This is a genomic window from Thermogutta sp. (assembly GCF_014359955.1).
Taxonomy (GTDB): domain Bacteria; phylum Planctomycetota; class Planctomycetia; order Pirellulales; family Thermoguttaceae; genus Thermogutta.
In genome coordinates, this window is the sequence record NZ_JACIYL010001015.1 from 1 (window position 1) to 1,331 (window position 1,331).

At 59.5% G+C, this 1,331-nt stretch carries 1 protein-coding gene; it reads right to left on the minus strand.

Annotated features, from left to right (window positions below; translation table 11 throughout):
* On the minus strand, positions 1 to 885 hold an 885-nt coding region (locus H5U08_RS19010), incomplete at its 3' end, for a phosphatidate cytidylyltransferase (protein WP_297036800.1).
* Positions 886 to 1,331 lie beyond the last annotated feature (446 nt).

Sequence of the window (1,331 nt, forward strand, 5' to 3'; positions counted from 1 at the left end):
CGCCACCGGGGCCGCCATCAGGGATGAGTCGATCAGATCGAGCGCCCCACCCAGGCCAGGCAGGAGTCGGCTGGAGTCCTTCTGCTGGGCGTCCCGTTTGATGAGCGATTCCGCCAGGTCGCCGATCATTCCCACGACGGCCAGCAGCACGCCATACACCAGGCAGACCGGCCATCGTGGTTTGATGGTTTCCAGTCCAAACAGCGGCAAGAGCCAGTAAAACGCCACAAACGCCCCTGTTACACCGAAGACAATCGCTCCTATCGCCCCTTCGATCGTCTTTTTGGGGCTGAGCTGCGGAGCCATCCGATGACGGCCCAGAAATTTACCCACCGTAAACGCCCCGGTATCGCCCAGTTTGACAATCATCAGGAAGGAGGCGAGGGCCTCCATTCCAAAGGCCATCCGCAGTTGCACCAGAAAACTGGCCAGCAGCCCGATGTAACACACCGCGTACACCGTGCCCGCCACGTTGATGTTGGCACTTCCTGGACGGCGGTAGCGCTGCATTTCCACCAGGAAGGCGAGAAACACGGTTCCCGCCAGAGCCATCATGGCGGCCATGCTGGAGACGGCCGCTATGTCCCACGAGCGGACAAGCCGATCGGGATGGGCGGCTTCCCAGCGTTGCCAGAACAGGGCCATCCCCCATGTCGCGCTGATCGTCAAAGAATTCCCCAAATGCACCAGCCAGGCCAGCGGTGCGACTCCCGCGCCGCGACAGAGGGACACAATCTCATTGCCTGAAAAGAATACAAGCACCACAAGCGCCGGAAACAACCACAGCCCGTCCGGTGTGCCGGCGTTCACATCAAGCCAGCACAGCAGCAGGGCCACACACGCCAGGAGACTGCCGAAAACGATTCTCTGCGCAAGCGACGACATAGCGATGCCAATTCCATAGATGACGCGGCAGGGTAAATCGTCATCGTGTACAATTTCGACACCCTACGCAAGACGGGCGGAGTGGGTCCCAGTCCGACCTTTGTGAAGATCCATCAGATGCCCCCGGTGCCATGCGTTGTAGGGGTCATTCATGAATTGCCCCTACCGTTTATCCAGCGACCGAACCGAGCATGGGAACCCGCTCGATGCAACGGATTCTCCAAACGCTGGAATGTGGACCTAACAAGCCGGTTTGTGCGGCAAGTCCTTCGGAGGGGCACACTTGTCGTGCCCGAGGGAATCGGAATGGATGATCCAATGTCAAACAGCGGACCTGACAAGCAGGTCCCTCCGAAAAAGGAACCGGAGGGGCACGCTTGTCGTGCCCGAGGGAATCGGAATGGATGATCCAATGTCAAACAGCGGACCTGACAAGCAGGTCCCTC